Genomic DNA, 19,104 nt, shown 5'->3' with positions numbered 1-19,104 from the left:
ACGAGATGACGATTAAAGCTCTGTAACGGTAAGCCCGTGTTGTTCTGGGTGACGTAAAAAACGGTTTAAAATTCGGTAGCTATCAACATCAAAGAGCGTAGAGGCGTCGGCAAACGCTCTGGCTTGTTCAATGCTCGCCGCGCTACCTAGATAGCACCACTGGCGAACAACGTGCCAGGCAGGGGATGCATTACCTACCGGGCGCTCTTCGATAGCAATACTGCCGGACCAAGGCCATGCATTAATTTGCAGTTGCTGCAATGCGGTCTGGGCGCGCTGGGTATGCGTCGCGATGGGCTCCTGGCCGTTACACGCTCCTTTACACTTGCCTAGCTGGTTAGCAAAGCAGCGGCCTTTGCCCTTTTCAAGCCCCATAACGCGTGGACAAAGCTGCTGCTCGTCAACGATTGAGCGCAGCGCCTTCTTAGCCTCCGTTGCATTGCGGAATAACCCATACAGTTTCTCGTGCTGAAGTTGGCTAAGGACGCTACTGCTAATGAGTTCGGGGCAGTTTGCGCCTTCCGGCCAATGCCAGGTCGTCAGTTTTCCCTGCTTGCGCAGCTGGCGGTTCATAATGGGCATTAGCGTTTTCACTAGCTGCGCTTCGCGCAATTGAGCGCCTAAATCGCCGGCTGTCTCTTCCCATTCAATCTGCTGAACCTGTTGCGCCAGGCGCATTTCTTTATCGTCCTGATGATCACGCTGAAAGTGGCCCAGTACGCGGCTGCGCAGATTAATGCTTTTACCCACGTAGAGCGGCAGCCGATTGTGGCCATAAAATAAATAAACACCCGGCGTGGCGGGCAACCCTTCGAGTTGGGCGCTATCAAGGTGCGCAGGCAGCGTGCGGTGACGCTGCTCTTCACTAAGAAGTCTCTGCCACGTCTCTGCACTGTGTTCCTGCTGCCAGGCTTGCCATAAAGCCCACAGCGCATTGACATCGTCTCCAGCCCGATGATGGCGAAGAGGAGTGATAGCGTAACGGCTGAGTAATGCCTTGAGATTATGCTGGCGCTCTTGAGGTGCTAATCGCCGCGACATGCGCAGAGTGCAGATGATCGATGTGCGGTAATCCAGGCCCGCGCGCTTAAATTCGTTGCGTAAAAAACCGTAGTCAAAGCGTGCGTTATGAGCAACTAAATGCCCATCGGCTAGCCACTCGCGCAACGACGTCGCTATCTGAACAAACCGTGGTGCGTTGCTAAGCATGCGGTCGTCTATGCCGGTCAGCTGGCTAATTTGTGCCGGCACCTTCGTCTCGGGGTAGATCAAGCTCGACCAGCGATCAATAACCTCGCCGTTAACGATTTTTAAGGCCGCTATTTCGGTAATACGGTCACGTGTCGCGCGTGTTCCCGTGGTCTCTAAATCAATAAAAATGAGGGCGTTTTCGATCATGCGCCTCCAAAGCGATAAGTAAGCAGCTAGAGCACATGTGGGTCTACTGCTAAGCGTGAGAGGGGAAAGGTGTCATCTATAAGGCCCATTTGCAGCAAGTAAGTTTCAAACGCGGTGTAGCGATGACTGTCAACGGCGGCAGGGCTGAGTGCCATGCGGCGTAGAATATCCTCCCAAGCGGCTGCGTTGATGTCATTGTCGAGCACTGGATGAGTGTTGGTTAATAGCGCCCATGCGGCGTCAGGGTTTTCCACGATCCAATTGCTGGCCTCCTCAATAGCGATTGTGAAGCGTGACCACGTATCTGCCCGGCGCACGACGGAATCGCTGTTCGCCAGTACCACTAGTCCATCGTGGCGGGGGATATCCAGCTCGTCAAAGCGAATCAAATGCGTGGTAATGCCTTCGGTTGCTAGCTGCGGCGGTAGATAGTGAAAAAAACCATCGGCCACTGCGTCTGCCTGGCCCTCTCTTAATGCTCGTGTCGGATCAAAGTGTAGGTTTTGAGGGGCAGAAAAATCATCCGTTTGCTGTACGGAGCGCGGCACTAGTCGTGGAATAGCTAAATTTAGCCCTTCGCGAGTAGTGTAACCATAATGCAATTCCGCTAGGTTTGTTACGTTATCAAGCTGCTCAGGCCCCATAACGATTACCGCTGTTAACGCTGTTTCTATTAACGTCGCAATTCGAATAATAGGGGCGCCCTCGTGGGCATAAAGATGTAGCAAAGGCTGGCGCGTTAACGCTAAATCTATCTCTCCAGCCATTAGTAGCTTGATGGCGATAGAGGGATCTGCCGGTGACTGAATGTCTACCTCAAGGCCTTGGGCGGCATAGTAGCCACGTTCTTTGGCCACCACTAGCGCTGCATGCTGGGGGCTTAAGTACCAATCCAGCATTAGCGTAACGTTTTTTAATGGCGGTGGCTCTAGTGCAGGCGCAGGCGTCAGTGCCATGGTCGGCACTTCATCTTCGCTAACGCTCTCAGTGGAATTCCACAGTGAAGGCGGCACCACTACAACGGTATCTAGCGTCAGCGGAGTCGCTGACTGGGTGTTTTTCTGATCGTCGTTTTCAGCGTGACAAACTGAGGTGAAGAGCAACAAAGTGACGATAACGGTGAGTAACGCAAAGTGCCACTGGCGTGATCGGCAGCGCAGCATAGTCAGTAACTCCAAATCTTGTGACGGCGAAGTGTAGCCGCCGGATAAAGCTCCTGACCAGCCCTTTAGGCATAAGTGTAGGCCGAGAAGGCACAGTAAATTCAATGGTTACATGCAATAATAGCGCTGTGTTGAAGTAGAGGCAGAGAGTCATGGATGCAATTTACACGTTCTTCTTGGTGGGTGGCGCGCTGATGGCGCTGAGCATCTTGGCAAGCCGTTTATCTTCAATGATGGGCGTCCCCGTACTACTGATTTTCCTAGGGTTGGGCATGCTGGCGGGTGAAGAGGGCGTGCTTGGCGTGGTGTTTGACGATTACTCCATGGCGTTTGCTATCGGTCACCTCGCGCTTGCCATGATCTTGTTAGATGGCGGTTTGCGTACTCGCCTTAAAACTTTCCGGGTTGGTTTTAAACCCGCGCTTTCTTTGGCCACGTTTGGCGTTTTTATCACCAGTGCCATCGTTGGTTTAATTGCGATGTGGATTTTTGATCTAACGCTGGTGCAGGGGCTGCTGGTAGGCGCGATTGTTGGTTCAACCGATGCCGCCGCCGTGTTTTCAATGCTCAGTGGCAGAGGCGTTAATCTTAACGAACGGGTAGGGGCTACGCTTGAAATAGAATCCGGTACCAACGACCCGATGGCAATTTTCCTGACGCTAATGTTAGTGGAGTTGCTGGTAGGTGACATTGGCGGCCCAACGGACACGCTGCTGTTTTTCATTTCGCAATTCGGAATTGGCTTAATTGTTGGGATTGGCGGTGGCTGGCTAAGTGCCAAACTGCTGCGCTGGCTCGACTTGGCGCCGGGCCTTTATGCAATGTTAGCGCTGGCGCTAGGGTTTAGCGTTTTCGGCTTCACCAGCGTATTGGGTGGTAGCGGATTTTTGGCGATTTACCTGACCGGCCTAATGATTGGCAATCAGCCGGGGCGACACCTCAATTTCATTTTGCCTGTGCACGATGGCTTAGCGTGGCTCAGTCAAATCGGCCTTTTCTTGGTGCTGGGATTACTAGTAACACCCAGTGAACTATGGGAAGTAGCGCTGCCCGCCAGCTTAGTAGCGCTGGCGCTGATATTTATCGCCCGCCCTTTGGCCGTGCTGATTACTATTAAGCCATTTTTCAAATTCCGCTGGCGTGAAACCTTGTTCATATCATGGGTAGGGTTGAGAGGCGCGGTGCCAATTGTGTTGGCCATCTTCCCCGTCATAGGTGGGGTCGAAAATGCCTCTCTTTACTTTAACATCGCCTTCGCCGTGGTGTTGATGTCACTGCTGGTTCAGGGCGGCTCGCTAACGCTAATGGCCCGATGGCTGAAGGTAGAGGTGCCGGTTGGCACTGTTCCCAACCGACGAGGTCCCCTGGGCATTTTGCCTGAGAATGACTTTGAGCTATTCGTTTATGGCGTAGAGAATCAAGATTTAGAAGACGTGCCCATTCGCCTACTGCGTTTTCCTTCTGGCGCATTAATTTCTGCGCTGTTTCGTAATCACGCCATGCTACAACCCAAGGGCAGTACGCGCTTAAAGCTAGGTGACGTGATTTGCGTGATTGGTCGCTCAGCGGATTTGAATACTCTTAATCGTTTGTTCAATGGCGACGCAAAATTGAAACAGGAGCGCGAGTTCTTCGGTACCTTTACGTTGGATGGCGCCGCGGTCATGCAAGATGTGGCCCTTGCTTATGGTCTAACGCTAAGCGACGGAGAGGCGAACATAACGCTGGCTGAATTTGTTGCTATGCGCGTAGGAGGGCATCCCGTGCTAGGGGATGATGTGGACTGGCACGGCATTCACTGGGTGGTCAGCGAGATGGAAGGTGGAAACATTACTCGTGTTGGTATTCGATTGTACTAAGGGCGTTGACTTACAAGGAAAAGCTGGTAGTATATGCACGCATAAGCCGGAGGGATGGCAGAGCGGTTGAATGCACCGGTCTTGAAAACCGACGTAGGTGAATAACCTACCCAGGGTTCGAATCCCTGTCCCTCCGCCACCTCAATACTGAAACCCCTGATTCGTCAGGGGTTTTTTCGTTTCTAGGCTTTGCGCCTCCTGCCAAGTAGCCCTTCTATAGAATGTACCGGTCTTTCAGTGTGTCCATATTGTATTTTGACCATGGCTGAGCTTGTTAGCGTAGAGGTCGTGCGCATTACCCAGAAAGAGACGTATTTGTAGGGCCTTCATAAAAAAACAGTATTCTTATAATTTAAGAATGGGCAGACGGTGAAAATGCAGCTAAGCAAACCCGGATGCGGCTATTGCTGTTGTCGCAGCTATAAAGCATGCGGCTCTGCTAGGCTGGCGCGAGTGCTAAGTAGTTAGTAAATCCCCTTCGGTTTCGTTAATGTTATCCGTGTACAAAAAAAGGTAAAAACAGGGGAAAACAATGAGTGAAGAAATATTGATCGGGTTTGCACTGTTGCTAGCCCTTGTTGGCTGGGCGCTTTATGCAAAGTCAGCGCTGAAAAATAAAAAAAGAGACAAGCTTGTCGCCAGTCTAGATGAATCACTCTCTGTTAAGGACAGTGAAATATCAGGCTTGACCGTGAAGATGGAGCGTTTAATTAAATATCAAGCTATTGACGATGCTGAGGCAGAGGCCGTCAGACTGATAATCGATGCTAAAAAAGAAGCAGGCCGCTTGTGGCAGGAGTCTGATAAGGAGTGTAAACGGCTGCTTGCGGAATCAAGAAGCGATCGTGAGAAGGCTAACGTAGATGCGTTTAATGCACGGAGAAGGGCAGGTGAGAAGTCTGACAATATCATTGCTGAAGCCCGTGAAGAGGCCAAAACTATACGCGAACGTGCTAAAAGTGTTGATGGTAAGGCCCAGGAATTGCTAGCAGGTGCACATGATCGTGCTGGCGAGATTATCGCTAATGCCCGTAAGCAGGCTGAGGAAACCGCTGGTAACGCTCTTAAAGCGGTAGAAAACGCTAAGCTTTACGAGCGTACGGCACAGGCCATGAAAAATGTTATCGAGGGCTATCATGACGACTACATTGTGCCCAATGCCAGCCTGCTGGATGATCTTGCCGAAGACTTTTCCCACAAAGATGCAGGCCAGCGACTGAAGCAGGTGCGCAAACAAAGCTCAGACATGGCTAAGAATGGCCGTGCTGGTGACTGTGACTATGTAGAGCGAATCCGCCGTGAATACGCTATCCATTTTGCTGTAGACGCATTCAATGGGAAGGTAGATTCCATACTGTCTAAGGTAAAGCACGACAACTATGGGAAGTTGCGCCAAGGGATAATGGATGCCTTCGCGCTCGTTAATCATAATGGTAAACCCTTCAAAGACGCACGCATTACTGATCTTTACTTGCAGGCTAGGCTTGAAGAATTGAAGTGGGCAGTATCTGTGATGGAGCTACGCCGAATAGAGCTTGAAGAGCAACGCGCCATTCGAGAGCAGATGCGCGAAGAAGAGAAAGCGCGAAGGGATTTTGAAAAGGCTATTAAAGAGGCTGAAAAAGAAGAGCGGATGCTGGCTAAGGCAATGGCTGAGGCGCGTAAGCAGCTTGCAAATGCCACTGAGGCTGAGCGGTCTCAGTATGAAGCCCGACTCGCAGAGCTTGAACAGCAATTAGAGGCTGCGGAATCTAAAGAGCAGCGTGCTATATCAATGGCCCAGCAGACTAGACGCGGCCATGTTTATATAATCTCGAATGTTGGTTCCTTCGGTGAAAGCGTTTTCAAAATAGGTATGACGCGGCGATTAGAGCCACTTGACCGTGTGCGTGAGCTTGGTGATGCAAGCGTACCTTTCTCATTTGATGTGCATGCGATGATATTTTCTGAGGATGCGCCAACGCTTGAGCGTGAACTGCACAGGCGGTTTGCAGCCCATCAAGTCAATCGTCTTAATGCACGAAAGGAGTTCTTCAATGTGCCTCTAACGCAGGTGCGTGAGGTAGTAGACGATCAGCAGGCTGAAGTCCATTGGACGATGAAAGCCGAGGCTTGGGAGTATCGGGAGTCTCTGGCCGTTATCGCAAGTGAGAGCCGGAAGCCGGCCGCGATCGCCTAGCTTAAAGCCAGCACTGCATATGATTGCGTTGTATGAAATGTTGGGTTTAAAGAAAGAGTCATTCTGGCTCTTATCTTTTCATCATACTTAGTTGAACCTATTCTCCTGCTTGTTGCTCATACATATGGGTACGGCAAAAGGAGATCTGCCTTGAACAATGTAGATAAGTGCCAAAAATGCGGTAAGGAATACAACCCCGACGATGAGATGGAATCTAAAGCGACACCTACATGTGATTCTTGCGGTGCAACGCTTTGTGAGCCAACCGAGCAAGCAGACTTTGAAAGTGAGGGTGAGGAGCATCTCATTGAAAAAGGGCTGCGAAAAATCGCGGGTGGCATAACAGGCGATAAAAAGTAATTCTAGGGGTAGGATTTAATCCTAGCCATCGTTGATCTCTAATATTATTTTCTTTAAGCCCCACGCTTTTCGCGGCGGGGGCTTCCTGGCTTGGCAGAAAAAAGAGCTTTTAGCTTTCTAGCGAAGCCTGCTGAGCCGTATCAAAAACCAGATGTATTAATCTGAGTCCCTCGCATACAGTCACCGTAGGCCATCCTGTCGCCCATTTTTTCTGCTACCTCACGGCAGTCCGCTGTTCGTGAGGAAGAAGGGCCTGAGCTGCAGCCTGCTAGTAGTGCGGCAATAAGAAATAGTGGGATGAGGGTTTTCATAGATAGCTCCTTATCAGTTAAATAATCCTGCTACATTTAACAGCATCCACGCAGTGTATGTCGATTGACTAGGGTTTTTAGATGTGGGAATGCGGAGCATAGGCTGGCATTGATCCGCGAAGATTCCTCAGCGCGGTAAAATACAACTTGCCAATAAGGTTCGCTCGTAGCGGAACGCCAACACACGTATTAGTGTCGTAGCTGCAATGTTCTTTAACGAGGAGTGGCGTATGGATCGTGTATTTGCATGGGATCATCGGCACGAACAAGTGGTTTATCGTATTCCAGGGCATACTCATGATGATGGTAGAGAAGATAGCGACTTCTCACCTGTTTGGCTGCCAAGCAGCGAGTCAGAGCTGCCGGATGGAATAAGCATTGAGGATTTGAGAGAAGTAACCGTTCAGGATTGATGCTGTGGAGGAAGAAATATCAACCTTGCCTAAGGCGGCCCGCCTAATCCAGGCGTTAAGTATTTGAGCGATAGATAATTGTGAAAGAGTATCATCTCAGCCGCGTTTAGAGGCATTTAGCGTTATTTAATTCACGTTTTCCCCCGTTGTTTCTGTAAAAATAATCGTTATTATGCTGTGAGCTTGATGCTATTAATTCACTAAGGAAGATCTACCATGTTGAAAGGATTGATCGTTTGCTTTGCGATGCTTTTTGCGCAATTGGCAGTGTTGCATGTAATTGATGCACGTTTATACAGTTCTCCTCAAGATGCGCGTCAAACGGCAGTCACAACCGTGACCGCTCATAAAGATGATGAAGAAGAAGAAGCACAAAGCTAAATAATTCTTCCATCAGACGATGACCTAGTGGCACGGCTCGCGTCACTAGGTGTTCGTAAGAGTTAGACTTATTTGGGTATCTCATTTAGCCAATCTTTAAACGTCGCCCACGAACGCTGGTCGGCGTTTTCTCGATAGGCATCGCTTCCAAACACACTAAAGGCGTGTGGTGCACCGGAATAAATACCGACTTCGTAGGCAATGCCCGCTGTTTCAAGCTCATCTGCGAGTAGTGCAACATCGTTTAGACTAACGGCGCTGTCGGCACCGCCATGGGCAATGAATATGGGGGCAGTGCTGCTGGAGTATGATTGGCCTTCCGGTGTTGTAAGGCCGCCGTGAAAGCTTGCATAGGCCGCAATGCCTTGTGCGTCACCTGCACGGGCTATTTCAAGTGCGGCGGTTCCGCCAAAGCAATATCCTAGGATCACCGTTTGCTCGGCCGCGCCTTGCTCTCTAGCTTGCGCTAAGCCGCCTAGCGTTAGTTCGCGCATACGCTCTCTATCGTCGTAAAGATGGTTGGTGGCAGCTCGTTTATCTTCCACTGTTTGAGGACGATTACCTTCACCGAATAAGTCGACGGCAAATACATCGTAACCCTCAGCGGCCAACATATCGGCTCGTTGACGTTCATAATCGTCTAAACCATCCCAATCATGAATAATAAGCACGGTTCCCTGAGCATTTTCGCCGGCTGAAACAAAATAGCCCTGAAAATTTTCTGCATTAATCTTATAGGTAATGTCATTGCCAGCAGGCGAGTACGCAAGCGCAGGTAAGGCGAGCGACAATAGCGTTATTGCGCCGATGGGCAGTAGTATTTTGTTCATCGTTTTGGTGTCCAAAAGAGGTGTTAAGCAAGCATAGTCAATTCTTGATAAACTGGTACAACGTTGAATTACCATTTGCGTCGAACACAAGTGCTTGCGTCTGGAACTCAGTAACGGCATTCTTGTCCGTTGTTAGAATACTATTAGGGAGCATTAACACATGGCTTACAACGACTCACGTATGGCACGCCCCCAGTCGGGCGGTGTGGCAAACAGTGTCAGTACTAACAAAGTATTGCGTAATACCTACGCACTGCTGGCGATTACACTCTTGTTTTCTGCAGTAACAGCGGGTGCCGCTGTTGCAATGGGCATCCAGCAAATGAACATTTTTGTGTTCTTTATTGGTGCTTATGGACTGATGTTCCTTGTCCACAAAACGGCGAATTCAGCGGCAGGCTTGCTGGCGACGTTTGCGTTTACAGGGTTCATGGGCTTTACCCTTGGGCCGATCCTTTCAGCCTATCTAACGCTCCCTAACGGCGGCGCATTGATCATGAATGCACTGGCGATGACGGGGCTTACGTTTGTTGGCTTGTCAGCCGTTGCGCTAACAACCAAGAAAGACTTCAGCTTCTTGAGTAACTTCCTGATGGCAGGTGCCATCGTGCTGATTCTTGCCATGGTTGCGGGCATCTTCTTCAACATTCCTGCGCTGTCACTAATGGTATCTGCGGGCTTTGTACTGTTTGCTTCAGCTGCCATTTTGTATCAAACCAGCGAAATCATTCACCGCGCCGGTGAGACTAATTACATTCTCGCTACCGTGACACTCTACGTATCCATCTACAATCTGTTTGTTAGCCTGTTGTCGATTTTGGGTATTATGAGTAACGATTGATTTTGAACGGCGTTAGACGATAGGACAGGCCCTTTTGCGAGGGCCTGTCTTTTTTTTAGCTAGCTGTGACTAGGTATTAATATGATGCAGTATGGTTTATTGGTGATGGGCGCTCCGTATAGCAGTCCTGCACCGCATTCTGCTTTGCGTTTTGCCCACGCCGTTATTGCGCGGGGGCATCGGTTGGCGGGTGTGTTCTTCTATCACGACGGTGTTCATAATGCGTCTTCACTGATGGCACCTCCGCAGGATGAGCTCAATCTCAATGAAGCCTGGTTAGAGCTTCATCGTCTGCATACCGTACAATTAGATGTCTGTATTGCCGCAGCGCTGCGCCGGGGGCTAATGAGCGAATCGGAAGCGCAGCGGCATGGCAAGCAAGCCGTTAATATTGAAAAACCTTTTGAATTGACCGGCCTTGGACAGTTACTTGAACTACAGCAGCGTTCTGATCGCTTTATTACTTTTGCTTAAAAGGTGAGTCAATGGTGGCACCTGATGCGCTACTGGTGATTATTCGCCATGCACCTCACGGTTCAAACTGGTTACGTGAAGGATTAGATGCGGCACTGGTTGCTGCGGCGTTTGGGCAGCCGGTGGAACTGTTGTTTATGGGGCAGGGTATAATGGCGCTGCTAAAAGAGCAGGGCAGTGGCGCGCCAGGTCAGAAAGCCACGCTGCCAACTATTGATATGCTGGAAATGTACGATATTGATAAGCTCTGGGTGCCACGAGAGGCACTACAAAGCCTGCATATACCGGCAGATGCGCTTGTAGACAGCGTAACGCTAATGGCGAATGCAGATATACCCGATTTATTGCAACAACACGCCAAAATTTTCAGCTTTTAGTGGGGCCATCACTATGTTGCACATCCTCACCAAGCCGTCAGACAGTAGCGCATTTGCTCAAATGCAGCTTGCGGCAGGCGCCCAAGACACGGTGCTATTGGTTGAAGAGGCGGTGACTGCCGCTCTTGACCCTACTTGGAGCGCATGGCTGCACTTTCATCAGCGTATTTATTTGCTTTCAGAAGACCTTACTTCTAGAGGCCTAGCAAAGATAGCGGCTGATCATGGACTGCCTACGGTCGATGTAGACGGTTTTGTTGTACTGACTGAGCAGAATGAAAAAACAGTAACCTGGTATTAAGCATGACTAAACCAAAAATATACCGTTATCTTGATTTAGAAGAAAAATGGGGACTCGATCCTGAAGGGTACCTTGTTAATCAAGGTGACTGGAGCGAGCCAGTAGCTGAGTTAATGGCCAGCGAGGAGGGGCTGCCACTGACCTCTGAGCACTGGGAAATAATTGATCTAGTGCGGGCTTTTTATCAGCGCTATGAAATGGCGCCGGCGATGCGCCCATTGGTAAAAGCAACCAAAACAGCGCTAGGTGAAGAGAAGGGGCGTTCCATTTATTTGATGCAGCTTTTTCCGGGCAGCCCGCCTAAAAGGATTGCCCGGCTAGCCGGTTTGCCTAAGCCTACCAACTGCCTATAGCGCAGTGTTTTATCACGTTAAACAATATCGCCACGCGTACACACTGAAAGCACCACTGCATCGTTCAGGCTGGTCGAAACAAGCGCATGGCCCATATCACTATCAAAGTAGATGCTGTCGCCTTCGGCTAACACTAGCGGGGCATAAAACTCGGTGTGAAGCATTATATCGCCATGCAGCACCATCAGAAATTCTTCGCCATCATGGCGCACCCACTGCTGATACTCTTCGAAACTGCGCGCTCGAACGATAGTTTTGAAGGGTATCATGCGCTTTTGGGCTAGCTGGTGACCGAGCAATTCATGCTCATAGGTCGGCGTAGGGTGTAGCTGCCCTTTGCCTTTACGGGTTAAATCGCGGCGGCCCATGGTGTAGCGCTCGCGCTTTGGTGGCGTCAGCAGCTGAGGCAGGTCAATGTTCAGGCCCGTCGTTAGCTTCTGCACCACGCTAAAGGTAGGTGATACTTGGTCATTCTCAATTTTAGAAAGCGTTGAACGCGCAAGCCCCGTACGCTGGCTTACATCTTCCAGCGTCCACTGGTTGGCAAGACGAATTTGCTTAAGCCTTTCGCCCAGGCGTAGCGGTTCAACAAACGGCTTGCTTCCCGATGCGATACGCAGCGCGGCATGCTCTTCGGTGGTTGCGGTCATAAATCGTCACATTGGCTGCGTTAACGTGGGGCATTTGAGTCTGAGCATGATATCACAGCTCATACTCACACCCATTGAGCCCGCCCATTCGATACGGGCTTTAAGGTACTTCTGCGAAAGGAAGTCCTAGCAGCGCTTTTAGATGCGCCTCTACACCGCTGGCTAACGATTTTGGGTGATAGCCACCTTCAAGCACCGAGACAATGCGGTTATCGGCGTATAGAGTGGCGATTTCCATAGCGAGATGAGTGATCCAGTAAAAATCTTCATCCTCCAAGCAAATGTCGCCCATTGGATCATCGCGATGGGCATCAAAGCCTGCAGATATCATGACTAAATCTGGCTTAAAAGCATGCAGGGCGGGCAGCCAATGACTTTCGATAATGCGCCGAAACTCGGGCCCGTCAGTGCCAACTTCCAATGGAGTATTCACAACGTTTTGCCACTCACTGCGTAAGTAGCGCCACGGATAAAACGGATACTGGAAGCTTGTGCAAATGAGAATTTCAGGATCGTTTTTGAAAATATCGATCGTACCGTTGCACTGGTGCACATCAAAATCCAGGATGGCAATACGCTTAGCACCATATTTTTCGCGGGCATGGGCTGCGCCAACGGCAATATTATTATAAAAACAGAAACCCATGGCATCACTGGCCTCCGCATGGTGGCCAGGCGGCCTAACGGCACAAAAAACGTTATCGGCCTGGCACTTAAACACCTGATCAACCCCCCGAATAACAGCGCCGGCGGCCACTCTAGCGGCTTTCAGACTGTCAGGATTCATCATGGTATCGCTATCCAATGCGATGATGCCTTCTTTGGGTAAACACTTTTCCAGCGCGCGAAGATGACGCAAGGGGTGTACCCTGGCTAATGCCTCTTCACAAGCTTCTTTAGCGTCGGCCTGCATGGTCTGCTGCAGTATTCCCGCAAGCGATAGGTGGGCGCGAATAGCCTCCAGACGCTGTGGGCTTTCCGGATGCTCTGGCCCCATATGGTGCAATGAGCAATCGGGGTGGGTAAGGTAGGCGGTAATCATTCAAACGCTCCATTATTATTGATGACACCTTAATCGCCTCCAGGCCCTACGCGACAGTCTCAATAAGTCGTACAGCCGCTATTTATGTCAGGGGAGACTCATTTGTGAGCACGCGCTTTTTACACCATTTTTTTGAACCTCGTACACTAGCGGTGTTTGGTGCCTCTGAAAAGCCCGCATCGCTGGGCGGTTTAGTGCTGAGAAACATTCAAGATGGCGGCTTCAAAGGGTCGCTCTGGGCCGTCAACTTGAAAGGCTATGCTCAGGTATTCGGGGTGCCGTGCGTAAGTCGCGTAAGTGAGCTGCCTGAAATACCCGACCTAGCCGTGGTGTGCTCACCTATTGAGGGTATCCCCAGTTTAATTAAAAAGCTTGGGCAGGCCGGTGTCAAAGCGGCTCTGGTACTTTCTGGCGGCGCCTATCTTGATCGTGATAAGGGCAATAAAGGCTCCATCCGTGAAAGGATGCTGAGTGCAGCACGCGTTTCGGGCATTCGAGTATTGGGTCCGGAATGCATGGGGCTGATTGTGCCGGGCAAGAATCTTAATGTTTCTTACGCCAGCCAGCCGGTCAAAGCGGGGCGCGTCGCTTATTTGGGCCAGTCCGGCATGCTGGCCAATGCCATGATAGATTGGGCCGCTGGGCGTGATGTAGGCTTTTCACATCTGATCACTGTTGGCGATAGCGTGGACGTTCTGCTGCCGGATCTTATTGATTACGTTAATCAATACTCACCGGCTCAGGCCATATTGCTCCACCTAGAGCGGATTAATGATGCCCAGCACTTTATGACGGCCGTACGCGATGCATCGCGTAACCGCTTAGTGCTGGCGATAAAAAGCGGGCGCACGCCCGAATCGGATATCTCGGGCATGGCGCCGACGCCAGGCATTGCGAATCGCGATGTGGTCTTTGATGCGGCCTTTGCTCGGGCTGGCGTTGTGCGCGTTGATGATTCCGATGAGCTGCTTGATGCGCTAGAAACGCTTTCACGCATGAAGCCCTTGAAGGGGGACCGCCTAGCAATTGTCTCGAACGGGTTGGGGCCAGCCATGCTGGCTATCGATAAGCTGATTAGCGCTGGCGGTAAGTTAGCTGAATTTAGCGCTGAAACGCAGGCGGCGCTGCATCTTAGCCAGGTCGATATGAGTAAACCGGGGGAGAACCCGGTGGATTTAGGCGGCAATGCGTCGCCAGAGCGGTTTGTTCAAGCGCTGGAAATTGTCGCGTCTGATGCCAATGTCGATGCCGTGCTGGTCGTTCACGCGCCTACTCGCATGGCACCATCGCTCGTCACGGCTCAAGTGTTAATCGATAACCGTAAGAAGTTTCGTCGCAACTTACTGACCAGCTGGATGGGCCTAAAGGAGGCTCTGAACGCGCGTCATATATGCAATTTAGCCGGAATTCCCACCTACATTTCACCTGAAAAGGCCGTTAAGGCCTTCATGCACATGGTGATTTACCAGCGTGTTCAGGCGCTGCTGCAGGAAATTCCACCCAGCTTACCCTTTTCAACGAGCCCTGAAATACGCGCTCAGTGCCGCACACTCATCAAGCAGGCAAAAGAGCAGGGCAGGCAAACGTTAACTCACTCTGAAACTGCTCAAGTGCTTGAGGCATACGGTATTCCTACGGCCCCGAGCGTGTATTTATCTAGCCCTGAAGAAGCACTTGAAAAGGCCGCAGGCATTTCTGGAAGCAAAGCGCTCAAGGTGGTTCATGAAGGCAATTGCCGTCCTTATCGCTACCGCAAGCATCCGCATAAAATTTCGGCAGGCTTGCTGCAGGATTTAGAAACCCCAGAGCAGGTGGCTGAGGGTATTCGTCAGCTGGGCGACAAAGTCGCGGAAAAATTCCCGGAGTACGCGATCCGCGAATACTGTTTGCAGCCCATGCAACGCGGCAAGCATTCCATGCAGATCTGCGCAGGCATTACCCGTGATCCGGTATTTGGCCCGCTGATTGTCTTTGGTATCGGCGGCTATAAGGTCAACGTCTTGGCTGATCGCCAGGTAGCGCTGCCGCCGCTGAACATGAGCCTAGCCGCCGACGTAGTCGGCAGAACGCATGCGGCCTCGTTAATTCGTGAACACTCCGCCGACCCTGAGCGGGATATACAGCACCTGTGCCAAATGCTGGTCAAATTATCGCAAATGGCGTCAGACCTTGGCGATCTACGCGGGCTTGAGGTGAATCCGTTGATACTTAATCGCGATGGGATGATTGCCGTCGATTTCGCGATGGATCTGGGGACGCCGTCGCGCTTTGCGATCATGCCTTATCCAGAAGAGCTGCGGGAATGGGTGACGCTTAAAAACGGCTGGCAGGTCGAGGTCAGGCCTATTCGTGCCGAAGATGCGCATCTCATTACCACGTTCCACCGCCAACTCTCAGAAGAGAGTATTCGCTTTCGCTACTTCCACAATAAATCTAATTTAACGCAGCGCGACTTGTCGATTTTGTCGCATATTAACTACGACCGCCAGATGGCCTTTATCGCTGAATATTTAGGCGCGGATGGCAAAAAAGAGATGCTGGGCGTGGCAAGGGTGTGGAACGACCCTGATAATATTCGCACCGAGTTTTCGATCATCATTCGTGATGACCTGCAGGGGCTCGGCATTGGCAGCCTGTTAATGAAGAAGATGATCGACTACTGCACTAACATCGGCACCCTGGAAATGATTGGCAAAATCATGGTTGATAACCATCCGATGCGGGCCTTAATGAAGCACCTAGGCTTTAAATGCCGTTACAACATGGAAGAGCAGGTGATTGATGCCGTGTTACGCCTCAATGAACCTGAAAGTGAGTGGCAGCGGCATCGCCTTGAAAGCCTGCCCGACTAACCGCAAAAGGCCTGTCGTCATCACTGCAGGCCTTTTAAATACTTTTTTTATGCGCTCGTCGCGTTAAGGCGCTAAGCGAAAGCGACTCCATTCATTGCTGTCGCGGCGTTCAAACCGCAGCCGATCGTGCAAGCGGCTGGGCTGGCCTTGCCAAAACTCGATCATGTCAGGTGCCACGCGGTAGCCGCCCCAGTGAATCGGGCGCGGTATATCTTGTCCGTGGTAGGCTTGCTCAAAGCGCTTTTGGCGCTCTTCAATCCAGTTGCGCCCTGGAATTACAACGCTTTGGGTAGCAATCCAGGCACCAAGCTGGCTGCCGCGCGGGCGGCTGGCAAAATACTCATCTGACTCTACGGTGGGTATCCGCTCAACGAGTCCTTCGATACGGACTTGCCGAGAAAGCGATGGCCACCAAAACGTCATCGCCGCGTAGGGCACATTGCTTAACTCACTGCCCTTATGGCTGTGGTAGTTGGTGAAAAACACCATTCCGCGTTCATCAAAGCCTTTTAATAGCACTACCCGTGCGTGTGGCCTGCCTTGGCTATCCACACTGGCAAGCGTCATGGCATTGCCATCCTGGCCTTCTTTTTCCAGGGCGAGGGTGAACCATTCATCAAATAGTACAAAAGGATCGGTGGGCGCCAGCGACTCATCTAGCCTGCCGCCTTCATAATCACGCCTAATATCGGCTATGTTACGTGTCATCGAATGACTCTCCCTTGAATTTCATCCATGGTCGCCGGTCTCACTGAAAACCTCAAACGGCCGCTCTCGATTCTCAATGAATATAGAGCGATTCGCTGGGCTTTCACCAGTATAGTGCTTACGGCGTTGTTTTTTTGATGTAACTATTGTTGACGCAACTGCCGGCTACGAAAACGCGCATAGCCCATGCATCCCGCAAACAGGGCAAGCGAAACGATAGCTTCCGAAATGCCACGAACGCTTTGCCCAGGAACGCTTGCCAGCATTACGCCTTGAGTGAAATAGAGCAGGCTGACGAACGCAAGCCATGCGTGTCCACGCGCTCGCTGGCCAATAATAGAAGGTAAAAACAGCACCAGGGGAAGCACAAAAGCCACGACAGGGCGCCAGTTGAATTCATCGCCCTGTACTAAAAAGCCCCGATAAATAACTAATACCAGCAAGATGGCACCGCTGACTAACACCAGCTGGCGGCTTTTAAGCGTGAGCTGATCTAATCCATGGCGTGCCTCGATATCTTCCAGCCACTGCCTCATAAAGCGTTCTGCCGCATGGCATTCAGTGCTAACGCGAGTCGAGCCAGCCGTTTTCCCTGCGCAACGCACAGCGCGCGCTCATGCTCATCCACAGAGCGATCGCTACGAGCGCCAGCGACATGACTCGCACCGTAAGGCGTTCCGCCCGTGTGCGTCTCTAATAGCGTGGTTTCACTATACGGCACGCCAGCGTAAACCATGCCATGATGCAGCAGCGGCACCAGCATTGTCAGCAGGGTGCTTTCCTGACCGCCATGCAGGCTTGAGGTTGAGGTGAATGCGCAGGCCGGTTTATCAATCAGCGCACCGTTCATCCATAGGCTGCTGGTGGAATCGATAAAATACTTAAGCGGCGCCGCCATGTTGCCAAATCGCGTTGGGCTGCCCAACGCCAGTGCGCTGCAGTTGCGCAGGTCGTCTAGGTCAGCATAAACCGCGCCCTCAACAGGAATTTCTGGATCAATGGCTTCACAGGTTGTTGAAACCGGTGCCACTGTCCGCAAACGTGCCTGAATACCAGGTACGCTTTCTATGCCGGCCGCGATTTGCTGCGCCATGGTGGCAGTAGCGCCGGAGCGAGAATAGTAGAGAACCAAAACGTACGGGGTCATGTCACTCATCATCATTCCTGAATAAGGTCATAAAAGCGGCCTTGGCAAATATGGATAAGCCTATCTGCCCTATGGTACCAGAGCTATCGGCAACTCCGCGTAAGAGGCAAGCGCATTTTGTGTATCTGGACGGCGCAAGTAGACCCAGGCCCGGATGCCATCCTCAAGGGTTATCATCACACGATCATAGCGTACGCCCAGTCGTTCATAGCGGTCTAAGCGGCGCAACTCAGCGGCATCTACCGTGAGTAGCAGCCCGTTGACGTAACTGCCCGGTTGGGATGAAAGGTCGAGACCATTGCGCTGATACTCCTCAAGAACGGCTTCTTCAGGCGAGCCGAAGCCACCCATTACGACCAAGCGCACCGGCGCATAGCGAAGCGTACCGTACACAAAGACCTGATGGACGCGCTGCTCAATGTCATCAAGATCGTCTGGGCGATCATAAAACCATGGGCTGAGCATGGTGAGCCACAGCCATCCGGCTATGCCTGCAGCCCCCACGCTGCTACCGATCGCTAGGCGTTTTAACCAAACCATTTTAGCCAAACCAGAGTGCCTCTCACTGAATGGTAAAGAAGTGCTGGCATAGCTTGGCGCTCTGAATAGATGATGACAAGCCCTATGTTATCGACTTAGTTAATCTGTTTAAGCACAGTATTCGAGTTTGTTAGGATAGCCATTAGACCCTGTCAGAGGAGCCTGCAATGAATCAGCCACTTCGTGATGATATGGATTTTCGTGCTCTCGTCGGCGATGTTAAACCGCTACCGGCGAGTAATCGCGCCGATCCTACTGCTCATCGTAAATGTCCTTCTGACGCTCAGCTGGCACGGCGTGAATGGGCAGAAGAAGAGAGAGGATCGCGCAATTTTCTATCCGACGATTTCGTCGACCTGCTGCCTCCTTTTGATCCTATCGAATATCGCCGCGAGGGCATACAGCAGGGCGTTGTCGATAAATTAAAGCACGGCGGCTATAGCGTTCAGTCCCAGCTTCATCTGCTCAGGCGCCCTTTAAGTGAGTGCCGTCGGCTGCTTTTCCCTTTTATTCAGGAAGCCTATGCTCACGATTTACGTTCGGTGTTAATTATTCACGGCCGGGGGCGTGATATCGACAGCCCGGCCAATGTATTACGTTCATACCTTGCCAAGTGGCTCGGCCAGTTTGACGAAGTCCAAGCGTACGTATCGGCTCAACCATCAGAGGGTGGGCTCGGTGCTACCTGGGTAATGCTGCGCAAAAGTGGCCGCGCTAAGGCAAATAATCGCGAGCGTCAGCAAAAGAGACGTGGATAGTTGGTCAATATATAACAAGGTGCTAATTTCGGATCATTAGCTAATCTTTTAGCCATTAATGTTCTATTTAGCGCCTCTTATATATTCATAGCTTTTCTGTGTTTTGCGATTAAAAACAATATTTCATAATGTGCTATATTTAGATCATAGACGATATTTACCCTCAT

The 19,104-nt window shown here is 51.1% G+C and carries 21 protein-coding genes and 1 tRNA gene; 13 read left to right on the top strand and 9 right to left on the bottom strand.

Annotation, left to right across the window (positions count from 1 at the left end):
* Positions 1-12: 12 nt before the first annotated feature.
* Together KUO20_RS07995 and KUO20_RS07990 are read right to left on the bottom strand one after the other, a co-directional pair.
* The gene (locus KUO20_RS07995; protein WP_235042323.1) at positions 13-1,398 is read right to left on the bottom strand and encodes a 3'-5' exonuclease family protein; all 1,386 of its coding nucleotides are present in this window, start codon (positions 1,396-1,398) and stop codon (positions 13-15) included.
* Between the two features lie 26 nt (positions 1,399-1,424).
* The gene (locus KUO20_RS07990) at positions 1,425-2,561 is read right to left on the bottom strand and encodes an ABC transporter substrate-binding protein (RefSeq protein ID WP_235042322.1); all 1,137 of its coding nucleotides are present in this window, start codon (positions 2,559-2,561) and stop codon (positions 1,425-1,427) included.
* Between the two features lie 152 nt (positions 2,562-2,713).
* Here KUO20_RS07990 and KUO20_RS07985 point away from each other — a divergent pair, with 152 nt between their 5' ends.
* The 6 genes from KUO20_RS07985 to KUO20_RS07960 all read left to right on the top strand — a co-directional run bounded on the left by KUO20_RS07985 (position 2,714) and on the right by KUO20_RS07960 (position 8,064).
* Positions 2,714-4,420: a potassium/proton antiporter gene (locus KUO20_RS07985; protein ID WP_235042321.1), complete on the top strand. Its 1,707-nt coding sequence runs from the start codon at positions 2,714-2,716 to the stop codon at positions 4,418-4,420.
* 48 nt (positions 4,421-4,468) lie between these two features.
* Positions 4,469-4,559 (top strand) — tRNA-Ser (locus tag KUO20_RS07980).
* 393 nt (positions 4,560-4,952) lie between these two features.
* Complete coding sequence (locus tag KUO20_RS07975; RefSeq protein WP_235042320.1) at positions 4,953-6,599, top strand: SNIPE associated domain-containing protein; 1,647 nt, start codon at positions 4,953-4,955, stop codon at positions 6,597-6,599.
* Between the two features lie 150 nt (positions 6,600-6,749).
* Positions 6,750-6,959 carry a hypothetical protein gene (locus KUO20_RS07970; RefSeq protein ID WP_235042319.1) on the top strand — a complete coding sequence of 70 codons (210 nt, stop codon included), beginning with the start codon at positions 6,750-6,752 and terminating at the stop codon, positions 6,957-6,959.
* Between the two features lie 541 nt (positions 6,960-7,500).
* Positions 7,501-7,683: a hypothetical protein gene (locus KUO20_RS07965; protein WP_235042318.1), complete on the top strand. Its 183-nt coding sequence runs from the start codon at positions 7,501-7,503 to the stop codon at positions 7,681-7,683.
* Between the two features lie 216 nt (positions 7,684-7,899).
* Positions 7,900-8,064 carry a hypothetical protein gene (locus tag KUO20_RS07960; protein WP_235042317.1) on the top strand — a complete coding sequence of 55 codons (165 nt, stop codon included), beginning with the start codon at positions 7,900-7,902 and terminating at the stop codon, positions 8,062-8,064.
* Between the two features lie 68 nt (positions 8,065-8,132).
* On the opposite strand, the gene KUO20_RS07955 is transcribed toward KUO20_RS07960, so the two are convergent.
* The gene (locus tag KUO20_RS07955) at positions 8,133-8,894 is read right to left on the bottom strand and encodes a dienelactone hydrolase family protein (RefSeq protein ID WP_235042316.1); all 762 of its coding nucleotides are present in this window, start codon (positions 8,892-8,894) and stop codon (positions 8,133-8,135) included.
* Between the two features lie 160 nt (positions 8,895-9,054).
* On the opposite strand from KUO20_RS07955, the gene KUO20_RS07950 reads away from it, so the two are divergent.
* From KUO20_RS07950 to KUO20_RS07930, 5 genes are all read left to right on the top strand, one after another.
* Positions 9,055-9,735, top strand: coding sequence for a Bax inhibitor-1/YccA family protein (locus tag KUO20_RS07950; RefSeq protein WP_235042315.1), 681 nt, complete (start codon positions 9,055-9,057; stop codon positions 9,733-9,735).
* Positions 9,736-9,819: 84 nt separating this feature from the next.
* Positions 9,820-10,209 (top strand): sulfurtransferase complex subunit TusD, encoded by a 390-nt coding sequence (tusD, locus tag KUO20_RS07945; RefSeq protein WP_235042447.1) that lies wholly within the window; start codon positions 9,820-9,822, stop codon positions 10,207-10,209.
* A gap of 11 nt (positions 10,210-10,220) precedes the next feature.
* On the top strand, positions 10,221-10,586 hold the full coding sequence (gene tusC / locus KUO20_RS07940) for a sulfurtransferase complex subunit TusC (protein ID WP_235042314.1): 366 nt from the start codon (positions 10,221-10,223) through the stop codon (positions 10,584-10,586).
* A gap of 13 nt (positions 10,587-10,599) precedes the next feature.
* Positions 10,600-10,887 carry a sulfurtransferase complex subunit TusB gene (gene tusB / locus KUO20_RS07935; RefSeq protein WP_235042313.1) on the top strand — a complete coding sequence of 96 codons (288 nt, stop codon included), beginning with the start codon at positions 10,600-10,602 and terminating at the stop codon, positions 10,885-10,887.
* A 2-nt stretch (positions 10,888-10,889) separates the two neighbouring features.
* Complete coding sequence (locus KUO20_RS07930; RefSeq protein ID WP_235042312.1) at positions 10,890-11,240, top strand: TusE/DsrC/DsvC family sulfur relay protein; 351 nt, start codon at positions 10,890-10,892, stop codon at positions 11,238-11,240.
* 17 nt (positions 11,241-11,257) lie between these two features.
* On the opposite strand, the gene KUO20_RS07925 is transcribed toward KUO20_RS07930, so the two are convergent.
* Together KUO20_RS07925 and KUO20_RS07920 are read right to left on the bottom strand one after the other, a co-directional pair.
* Positions 11,258-11,890 (bottom strand): helix-turn-helix domain-containing protein, encoded by a 633-nt coding sequence (locus KUO20_RS07925; protein ID WP_235042311.1) that lies wholly within the window; start codon positions 11,888-11,890, stop codon positions 11,258-11,260.
* A gap of 100 nt (positions 11,891-11,990) precedes the next feature.
* A complete protein-coding gene (locus KUO20_RS07920; protein ID WP_235042310.1) occupies positions 11,991-12,932 on the bottom strand; it encodes a histone deacetylase family protein in 942 nt (313 codons plus the stop codon).
* Positions 12,933-13,036: 104 nt separating this feature from the next.
* Between KUO20_RS07920 and KUO20_RS07915 the strand changes: the two genes are divergently transcribed.
* On the top strand, positions 13,037-15,784 hold the full coding sequence (locus KUO20_RS07915; RefSeq protein ID WP_235042309.1) for a bifunctional acetate--CoA ligase family protein/GNAT family N-acetyltransferase: 2,748 nt from the start codon (positions 13,037-13,039) through the stop codon (positions 15,782-15,784).
* Positions 15,785-15,847: 63 nt separating this feature from the next.
* On the opposite strand, the gene pdxH is transcribed toward KUO20_RS07915, so the two are convergent.
* The 4 genes from pdxH to KUO20_RS07895 form a co-directional block, all read right to left on the bottom strand.
* On the bottom strand, positions 15,848-16,492 hold the full coding sequence (pdxH, locus tag KUO20_RS07910) for a pyridoxamine 5'-phosphate oxidase (RefSeq protein WP_235042308.1): 645 nt from the start codon (positions 16,490-16,492) through the stop codon (positions 15,848-15,850).
* A 143-nt stretch (positions 16,493-16,635) separates the two neighbouring features.
* The gene (locus KUO20_RS07905; RefSeq protein ID WP_235042307.1) at positions 16,636-17,028 is read right to left on the bottom strand and encodes a DUF2069 domain-containing protein; all 393 of its coding nucleotides are present in this window, start codon (positions 17,026-17,028) and stop codon (positions 16,636-16,638) included.
* Positions 17,025-17,648, bottom strand: a complete 624-nt coding sequence (wrbA, locus tag KUO20_RS07900) for an NAD(P)H:quinone oxidoreductase (RefSeq protein WP_235042306.1) — start codon at positions 17,646-17,648, stop codon at positions 17,025-17,027. The genes KUO20_RS07905 and wrbA overlap by 4 nt, the downstream gene beginning before the upstream one ends.
* A 60-nt stretch (positions 17,649-17,708) precedes the next feature.
* Positions 17,709-18,179 carry a gamma-glutamylcyclotransferase family protein gene (locus KUO20_RS07895; protein ID WP_235042446.1) on the bottom strand — a complete coding sequence of 157 codons (471 nt, stop codon included), beginning with the start codon at positions 18,177-18,179 and terminating at the stop codon, positions 17,709-17,711.
* 167 nt (positions 18,180-18,346) lie between these two features.
* Between KUO20_RS07895 and smrA the strand changes: the two genes are divergently transcribed.
* Positions 18,347-18,937, top strand: coding sequence for a DNA endonuclease SmrA (gene smrA, locus KUO20_RS07890; RefSeq protein ID WP_235042305.1), 591 nt, complete (start codon positions 18,347-18,349; stop codon positions 18,935-18,937).
* Positions 18,938-19,104: the final 167 nt, after the last annotated feature.

The sequence above is a fragment of the Vreelandella profundi genome (genome assembly GCF_019722725.1).
Classification (GTDB): Bacteria; Pseudomonadota; Gammaproteobacteria; order Pseudomonadales; family Halomonadaceae; genus Vreelandella; species Vreelandella profundi.
This window is presented reverse-complemented; position numbering and strand designations above follow the sequence as displayed.

Bases quoted from the DNA above. Each gene is read 5' to 3' on its own strand.
- KUO20_RS07995 (WP_235042323.1), bottom strand. From the start codon at position 1,398: ATGATCGAAAACGCCCTCATTTTTATTGATTTAGAGACCACGGGAACA.
- KUO20_RS07990 (WP_235042322.1), bottom strand. From the start codon at position 2,561: ATGCTGCGCTGCCGATCACGCCAGTGGCACTTTGCGTTACTCACCGTT.
- KUO20_RS07985 (WP_235042321.1), top strand. From the start codon at position 2,714: ATGGATGCAATTTACACGTTCTTCTTGGTGGGTGGCGCGCTGATGGCG.
- KUO20_RS07975 (WP_235042320.1), top strand. From the start codon at position 4,953: ATGAGTGAAGAAATATTGATCGGGTTTGCACTGTTGCTAGCCCTTGTT.
- KUO20_RS07965 (WP_235042318.1), top strand. From the start codon at position 7,501: ATGGATCGTGTATTTGCATGGGATCATCGGCACGAACAAGTGGTTTAT.
- KUO20_RS07960 (WP_235042317.1), top strand. From the start codon at position 7,900: ATGTTGAAAGGATTGATCGTTTGCTTTGCGATGCTTTTTGCGCAATTG.
- KUO20_RS07955 (WP_235042316.1), bottom strand. From the start codon at position 8,894: ATGAACAAAATACTACTGCCCATCGGCGCAATAACGCTATTGTCGCTC.
- KUO20_RS07950 (WP_235042315.1), top strand. From the start codon at position 9,055: ATGGCTTACAACGACTCACGTATGGCACGCCCCCAGTCGGGCGGTGTG.
- tusD (WP_235042447.1), top strand. From the start codon at position 9,820: ATGCAGTATGGTTTATTGGTGATGGGCGCTCCGTATAGCAGTCCTGCA.
- tusC (WP_235042314.1), top strand. From the start codon at position 10,221: ATGGTGGCACCTGATGCGCTACTGGTGATTATTCGCCATGCACCTCAC.
- tusB (WP_235042313.1), top strand. From the start codon at position 10,600: ATGTTGCACATCCTCACCAAGCCGTCAGACAGTAGCGCATTTGCTCAA.
- KUO20_RS07930 (WP_235042312.1), top strand. From the start codon at position 10,890: ATGACTAAACCAAAAATATACCGTTATCTTGATTTAGAAGAAAAATGG.
- KUO20_RS07925 (WP_235042311.1), bottom strand. From the start codon at position 11,890: ATGACCGCAACCACCGAAGAGCATGCCGCGCTGCGTATCGCATCGGGA.
- KUO20_RS07920 (WP_235042310.1), bottom strand. From the start codon at position 12,932: ATGATTACCGCCTACCTTACCCACCCCGATTGCTCATTGCACCATATG.
- pdxH (WP_235042308.1), bottom strand. From the start codon at position 16,492: ATGACACGTAACATAGCCGATATTAGGCGTGATTATGAAGGCGGCAGG.
- KUO20_RS07905 (WP_235042307.1), bottom strand. From the start codon at position 17,028: ATGAGGCAGTGGCTGGAAGATATCGAGGCACGCCATGGATTAGATCAG.
- wrbA (WP_235042306.1), bottom strand. From the start codon at position 17,648: ATGAGTGACATGACCCCGTACGTTTTGGTTCTCTACTATTCTCGCTCC.
- KUO20_RS07895 (WP_235042446.1), bottom strand. From the start codon at position 18,179: ATGGTTTGGTTAAAACGCCTAGCGATCGGTAGCAGCGTGGGGGCTGCA.
- smrA (WP_235042305.1), top strand. From the start codon at position 18,347: ATGAATCAGCCACTTCGTGATGATATGGATTTTCGTGCTCTCGTCGGC.